We start from the raw sequence: 6,800 nt of genomic DNA on the forward strand, positions 1-6,800 counted from the left end.
CGGTGCGGGCTCCCAATAGACCCGCTCCGTGTCTCGGAGGCCGATCGGTCATCGGGCTCCCCAACCCTCTCGACCGGTTCCGTCCGGCGGCAACAACTATGTAACCCCCCTCTGCTGTAGAAGCACTTCACTGGGCCTGAGAACAGTCTGGGAAGTTTCTCCCAGGCTGTGGCCGGGCGCACGGCGGGACGAATGGTGCCGCCGGTCGGGGCCCGGGGCCGCGCGGGGAGTGCCTTCGGTGACACAGGAAGAAGTCCCCACTTCAACGGCGTTATGATTCCGTGACTGCCGAGGCGGCCGACATCGTGACAGTGCTGGTCGGGCCCTGGTCGCGATCCCCTCCTGCGCCGCTGCCGGGTGGGGCCGGCGGAGCCGGCGCCCGGGCCCGTCCCGATCGTCGGATGCCCGATCGCCCCGGGCCGGATCCCGGCAGCCGCACCTGTCCACCAACGAGCCACCTCAAGGAGTTCTGTCCCATGCCTGCTGTGAAGGTCACCGGAGCCACCCACGAGGTCGGAGTCGACCAGCTGTTCTTCTCCACCACGGATGCGCGCGGCGTCATCCGGCACTCCAACAACGTCTTCATCGAGCTCTCGCGCTACCGGCGCGACCAGCTCTCCGGGGCGCCCCACAACATCATCCGCCACCCGGAGATGCCCGGGGGCGCCTTCAAGGCGATGTGGGACACCCTGCGGACGGGCAGCCCCTTCGCAGCCTACGTGCGCAACCTCGCGGCCGACGGCAGCGAGTACGACGTCTTCGCCACCGTCACGCCGCTGGCCGACGGCGGCTACCTCTCGGTGCGCACCCGCCCGGTGTGCACCGACCTGTTCTCCACCGCATGTGACATCTACCGCGACGCCCGGGCCGTGGAGGACGCCGCGCTGGCCCAGGGGCGCAACCGGCGCGAGGCCTCCCAGGAGGGGCTGGGCCGGATCGCCGAGATGCTCGCCCAAGCGGGGCTGTCCTCCTACGAGGAGTTCCAGAATGCGGCGCTGCCCGCCGAGGTGGCCCGCCGCGAGGAGCTCTCCGAGGGCCTGCCCCAGCGCCCCGGCGCCACCGGTGAGCTGCGCACCATGCTGGAGGCCGTCACCGCCATCATCGGCGGGCTCGACTCCTGGATGGCCAGGCAGGAGGAGCTGGCCGCCCTGTCCGCCTCGCTCAAGGCCGCCGGCAGGGGCCTGACCGAGACCCTCCAGGACCCCCGCCTGAGCGCGGAGCGGATCGCGGCCCTGGACCGCGGCGACCCGCGGGTCGCGCCCCTGGCCGAGCTGCTGGACCTGTGGGGGCAGATGCAGGGGATCGTCAGCCCCCTGGTGGCCCGGCTGGTCGATGTGCTCGCCCAGCTCGACGCCAACAGCGCCCGCACGCGCTTCCGCATCGCCCTGGCCCGCCTGCACGCGACCATCACCGCCCTGTTCACCATCGAGCTCATCGACGGCGTCGGGGATCGCCAGTACTCGGCCGAGGCCATCCCCGATCTCATCGAGACCCTGGTCCAGGGGCTGGCCGAGATGGAGAGCCAGGCCCATGCGCACCGCGCCCTGGCCGACCAGGCCCAGTCCTTCATCGGGGAGGCGAGCCGCATGATGACCATCCCCCACCAGCTGCTCATGCTGTGGACCGGCTCGCCCTCCGCCGGCGACCCGGCCCTGCCCGGGCCTGCGGCCGAGCTCTCCGGTGCCGCCTCGGGCGTGGTGGAGTCCGTCGGCCAGCGGCTGACCGAGCTCGATGAGGCCGCCGCCCGCTGCGGCGCCGTCGAGGTGGTCACGGGCGCCTCCCACATGCGTGAGCACCTGGAGCGGCTGACCGCCGCGGCCGCCGCCCTCGCCCCGCACTGAGAGCTGAGGGCGGCCGGCACCCCGGCACCCCCGGGCTGCGCTGAGAGGCCGGCTGGACGCCGATCCCCGCCTGCTCCGCGCCGTTCCTGCGCCGAGACGCCGTGGTGCTCCGGGGCCGCTGCGACGGCCTCGGAGCACCACAGTCATATCTCGGGCACGCCTCAGGACTCAGGCCCCGTATCGGAGCCCGGCCCCGAGGGCGGCCCGGGATCCGGGTCGGGGGCCTGCCCGGCCCGGTCGGAGCCCGCGACCCCGGTGGGCGCCGCGCCGTGGCCGGTCGTGCCCGCCGTCCCGGCAGGGGTGATGCCGTAGCCCGCCGGGCTCGCGGCGGAGGCCCCCGAGCCGGGCGCGGCGCCCGGGCCGGTCGGCGCGCCCGCGGCCCCGCCGTCGGGCGCCCCGGAGCCCACCCCGGGACCAGCCGGCTGCGCGGCCCCGGCGAGGGGCACCGGCGTGGGGTCGCTCAGGCGCAGCGCGTCACGGGGGAGGTCGTAGGTCAGGCCCGGGTAGCGGCCGAACTGCTCCTCGGCGTGGAGGCGCGGCGCCGTGGAGTCCAGCTCGGCCAGGACCTCGGACGGCGTGGGCCAGTGGTGGGAGAACTCGCTGCCCGCGCGCCGCACCGGCGGGAACCAGGCTGTCGACTCCGGGGGCCGGATCATGAGCCGCCCGTGGCGGCTGCGGTCGCGCAGGGCGTGGGCGCGCCAGGTCAGCACCGGGTGGGAGCTCAACCAGTTGGCCAGGTGCAGCCACCAGCCCCTCTCGCGGGTGGCGCGGTCGGCCACCGCGTGCAGGTTGACCTGGGCGCCCAGGTACTTGCCCGCCCCCAGCAGGCCGATCGCCCCGGCCACGCCCTGGGGCGCCTGGGAGTAGCCGTGGTTGTCCGCCGTGTACTCCTGGGCCCGCGAGAGCGCCGGGCCCAGCAGCGGGATCTGGCCGATGAGCACCATGAGCAGGGTGCGCCCGAAGGAGGTGTGCCCAGCGGCCAGGTGCCCCACCTCGTGCCCGATGACGAAGCGCAGTGCCTCGGGGTCGCGGGTCTTGCCGCCCACCTCGAACAGGTCGGAGTTGACCGCCACGAAGCGGCGGAAGCCGTGCCCGGATGCGAAGGCGTTGATCTGGCCCTGCCCCAGGACGACGTAGGCGTCGGGCACCCGCCGCAGGCCGTAGGCGCGGGCGGCCTCGACCACCATCCGGTAGCCCTCCGGGAACTGCGTGGGGCTCATCTGCACCGAATGCGCCCGCAGACCGGCGTAGAGCATGGCGCGACCCACCCAGATGATCAGGGGCAGGGCCGGCAGCGCCAGGAGCACTTCGGAGCCGGTCCCGCCCGACAAGATGGTCTCGCGCACCTCGGCGGCCATTCCGCTCGGCTCGGGGACGGTGATGAGCCAGACGATCAGCGCGATCCAGGCGGCGTAGAGCAGCACCGCCACGATGGAGTCCGCGATCACCAGGGGGATCTCGCAGCGGTGCCGCAGCTGGCGGATCCCCATCATGCCGTGGGTGGTCGCACCGTTGAACAGCGTGGGCCGCTTGATGGCGGGTGAGGACGGGCCGGGAGTCGGGGTGGCGCCCGGGGTCATGGGCGCCGGTGTCGGGGTGAATGTCATGGGGGGAATCTAGTGCGCGGCGGCGGCCATGCCCTGCGGCTGGGGGAGGAGCCCCGCCCGCCCCTCCTCCGACTGCAGGAGGAGGTCGCTCCAGGGGCTGGGCCCGCCGAGCCGGGCCGTGCTGCACATCTTCGGCCGCGTTCGGAAGGGTCCGGCCTCCGGCAGGCGCGGAATACCAAGGAGCGTGGTGGCGGCGGTGGGGTGAAGATGTGCAACGGGGGCCGTGCTGCACATCTTCGGCCGCGTTCGGAAGGGTCCGGCCTCCGGCAGGCGCGGAATACCAAGGAGCGTGGTGGTGGCGGCGGGTTGAAGATGTGCAACGGGCCAGTGCCGCGGCCCTCAGGGGCGGTGCGGGCGCAGACCGGGCCCCGCACTGGCGCGCAGAGGGCTCGGCATGCCTGCCGTAGGCTCGCGACCGTGCCCGCTCCAGCAACGCCATCGCCCGCCCCGCACCCCGAGCGCCCCACGGCTGAGCGCCCCACCACCGCGCCCGCTGCGCCCTCCGCCGGGGCTCCTGCTCCCGGCGCCCCGGCGGCTGGTGACCCCCTCCCCGGGACCCCGGGCGCCGACCACCCCGTGCCCTGGGGGATGCAGATCGCCGTGCGCTACGACAAGGTCCACCCGCCCCGCCGCATCGACGTGGCCGAGGCCGCCGCGCGGGCGGTCGTCTCGCTCCTGGCCGCTCCCGAGTCCGCCCCCGGCGGCCCCTGGCACGACGACGTCGCCCACTGGCGCGATGGGCGCATCCGCAAGCTCGTGCGCCGCGCCCGCGGCAGGCGGTGGGAGGAGATCGGGCAGCTGCCCGGGATCACCGTCGCCCAGGAGGGGCCCCGGGGGTGGGGAACGGCGGCCGCCCGGGCCTTCGTGCCCGGCCCTGTGCGGCCACTGCCCGGGGCGCTGGCCAAGACCCAGGTGGAGGGCACCCACTTCCCCAGCGGTGAGGAGCCGCCGCCCCCGCCCGCGGCCGTCACGGCCGGCCTCGCCGACCCGGCGCAGGCGGCCGGGGTTATCGCCCTGGGGGCGGAGTCGGCCGCCGTCGGCGCCCTGGTGACCATCGAGGTCACGCCCTGGCATGAGATGAGCTCGGGCAAGCTGGCCGCCCAGTGCGCGCACGCCGCCCAGCTGGCCTGGGAGAGCCCGGCCATGGGGGAGGGGCTGCGCCGGGCCTGGGAGCGCGACGGGTTCCGGGTGCGCGTCGTGCTGCCCTCGCGCGAGCAGTGGGAGGCTGCCAGCCGCCCCGTCAGCGTCACCGATGCGGGCTACACCGAGCTCGACGGCCCCACCCTGACCACCCGCGCCTACTGGTGAGGGCCGGGATCCCGCCGGTCGCCGTCCGGGCCCATGACGGGGCCGCGCCTCAGGCGCGCTCGGGCTCGGGCACGCCGCGGAAGACCCACAGCCTCATGAGCACGTACAGGTAGACGCCCTCGCAGCAGGCCGATAGGAACCGCGCCAGCTCGGCGTTCATCCCCAGCCAGTGCAGCAGGGAGGACAGCCCCAGGATGAAGATGACGTACTGGCTGATCAGGCCCACCACGTAGCGCGAGCCCTGGGCCACCAGGTGGCCATGGGCCTGGAAGTTCAGCCACCGGTTGAGCAGCAGGGAGTAGAGCCCGGCGATGGCATAGCCCACGGTGACCGCCAGCGGGTAGAACCAGTGCAGCTTCTCGTAGAGGAACCACAGGAAGGCAATGTCCAGCAGGAAGGCCGAGCCGTTGATGATCGCGTAGCCGATGAAGGTCACCGGCACGCGGCGGCGCAGCACTGCGGGCAGGCGGCGGTGGACGGCGTGGATGAGGGCCTGGAAGCGCATGGGGGCACGACGCGGGGAGCCCGGCTGCTGGCTCTGCACCCGCAGCCCCTCCAACGGCACCGGGTCGGTGTGCGTCGTGGTCGCCATATGGCCTCCGTTCCCTGGACTGTCCTGAGCCGCCCCCGCCTGCGTCATCCCCGCGTCCTCGGCCATCGCGGCACCAGGGGCGGTGCGGGGCGCCCGACGCGGGCGAGGCGGGCACTGCGGGCGAGTCTTCCTCCCGCCCGGTCCCGGTGGCAAGTCTCCCTCAGGATGAGTTCGGCGACGCCGGCTCCTCCCTGGGGAGGACGGGCCCCCTCAACGCGCCGCGCACGGCAGCCCGCCCGGCTCAGGCCCGGCCCAGCTCAGACCCGGCCCAGCTCCTCAGCCAGCTCGCGGCGCAGCTCCTGGCCCCCGGAGTCGGCCGGGTGGTGGATGGTGCGGATGCCCAGGGCCCGGGCCGCGGCGATGTTCTGGGCGTTGTCGTCGACGAAGAGGGCCTGCCCGGCGCCGACCCCCGCCAGATCCAGGACCGCGCGGAAGTAGGCGGGATCGGGCTTGGCCGCGCCCACCTCGCAGGAGTAGGCGTCGATATCGCACAGGCCGTCATAGCCCAGCACGGTGCGCATCCAGTCCCGGCGCTCATGCTGCTGGTTGGTGGCCAGGACCGTGAGGTAGCCGCTGGCGCGCAGGTCGCGCACCACCTGCCAGGCGGCGGGGTCGGGTGTGGCCCGCCACCACAGGTCCAGCAGGTCCTCGACGCCGGTCTCCAGCCCCAGGCGCTCGATGAGGCGGGCCAGCAGGTCGCGCAGGTCCTCGCGCCCCTCCAGCGCATCGGCCTCCCCGGACAGCAGCGCCTCGGCGAAGTCCGGACCGCCCCCGGCCTCCAGGGCCTCCTGCCAGGGGGTCCCGATGAGCTGGAGGACGCCGTCGGCATCCAGCAGCACGGCGCGCACGGCGCCGGAGGGAGGGAAGGCTGCGGGGGAGGGGGCGTCTGCTGCGGCAGGGGGCATCGGAGTCATGGACGAAGTCTCCCACCCCCGGTGGTCCGGGCCCTCTGCCCTCGGATCCGGTCCAGCACGTGGCGCTGGACTACCGCCACCGGTGGGACGGGGTGCTCGTGGTGCGGGCCTGGAGCGCCGGGCCGATTCACCGGGGCCGGGTCCGGCCTGGAGCGCCGGATCGGCTGGGCCGGCTGTGCCGGTGGGCGGCGCCTGTGCCCAGGCAGGCGCCGTGCCCCGGGATGGCGGGCCGGGGCCAGTGGGCCAGGGCTGGCGGTGGGATGGGTTCGATTGGGCGTCACTTCGCGACGGAGGCGTCACTTCGCGGAAAGAGCGACACCTACAAGTACCGTCTAAGTCGCGAAGTGACGCCCTTGTCGCGAAGCGACGCTCAACCTGCGGCCCCACCACTCTCCCGGCCCCTGGCCCTCCGGTCAAGTCTCTTGGTGTGGTGTTCTTTGTGTTAGGTGGTGATGGTCATCAGGGGGTGGTTGTCGGGGGTGGTGTGGGTCAGGGTGTGGGTTAGTTGCTGGAGTGAGGTCTGGGATAGGTAGCGGCG

General features: G+C 74.0%; 5 protein-coding genes. 2 read left to right on the top strand and 3 right to left on the bottom strand.

What is annotated here, in order from left to right:
- The first annotated feature begins 476 nt into the window (after window positions 1-476).
- Window positions 477-1,841, top strand: coding sequence for a PAS domain-containing protein (locus J5X07_RS11770; protein ID WP_208479920.1), 1,365 nt, complete (start codon window positions 477-479; stop codon window positions 1,839-1,841).
- A 161-nt stretch (window positions 1,842-2,002) separates the two neighbouring features.
- On the opposite strand, the gene J5X07_RS11775 is transcribed toward J5X07_RS11770, so the two are convergent.
- Entirely contained in the window at window positions 2,003-3,448 is a 1,446-nt protein-coding gene (locus J5X07_RS11775) for a M48 family metallopeptidase (protein ID WP_341769469.1), read from the bottom strand.
- A gap of 588 nt (window positions 3,449-4,036) precedes the next feature.
- Here J5X07_RS11775 and J5X07_RS11780 point away from each other — a divergent pair.
- Window positions 4,037-4,756 carry an aminoacyl-tRNA hydrolase gene (locus J5X07_RS11780; protein WP_208479927.1) on the top strand — a complete coding sequence of 240 codons (720 nt, stop codon included), beginning with the start codon at window positions 4,037-4,039 and terminating at the stop codon, window positions 4,754-4,756.
- Between the two features lie 49 nt (window positions 4,757-4,805).
- On the opposite strand, the gene J5X07_RS11785 is transcribed toward J5X07_RS11780, so the two are convergent.
- Together J5X07_RS11785 and J5X07_RS11790 are read right to left on the bottom strand one after the other, a co-directional pair.
- The gene (locus J5X07_RS11785; protein WP_208479921.1) at window positions 4,806-5,348 is read right to left on the bottom strand and encodes a GtrA family protein; all 543 of its coding nucleotides are present in this window, start codon (window positions 5,346-5,348) and stop codon (window positions 4,806-4,808) included.
- A gap of 257 nt (window positions 5,349-5,605) precedes the next feature.
- A complete protein-coding gene (locus J5X07_RS11790) occupies window positions 5,606-6,253 on the bottom strand; it encodes an HAD family hydrolase (RefSeq protein ID WP_243896809.1) in 648 nt (215 codons plus the stop codon).
- Window positions 6,254-6,800: the final 547 nt, after the last annotated feature.

This window comes from Actinomyces bowdenii (genome assembly GCF_017592395.1).
Taxonomy (GTDB): Bacteria; Actinomycetota; Actinomycetes; order Actinomycetales; family Actinomycetaceae; genus Actinomyces; species Actinomyces bowdenii.

Coding starts and splice junctions, on each gene's coding strand:
- J5X07_RS11775 (WP_341769469.1), bottom strand. CDS start 3,448: ATGACATTCACCCCGACACCGGCGCCCATGACCCCGGGCGCCACCCCG.
- J5X07_RS11785 (WP_208479921.1), bottom strand. CDS start 5,348: ATGGCGACCACGACGCACACCGACCCGGTGCCGTTGGAGGGGCTGCGG.
- J5X07_RS11770 (WP_208479920.1), top strand. CDS start 477: ATGCCTGCTGTGAAGGTCACCGGAGCCACCCACGAGGTCGGAGTCGAC.
- J5X07_RS11780 (WP_208479927.1), top strand. CDS start 4,037: ATGCAGATCGCCGTGCGCTACGACAAGGTCCACCCGCCCCGCCGCATC.
- J5X07_RS11790 (WP_243896809.1), bottom strand. CDS start 6,253: ATGCCCCCTGCCGCAGCAGACGCCCCCTCCCCCGCAGCCTTCCCTCCC.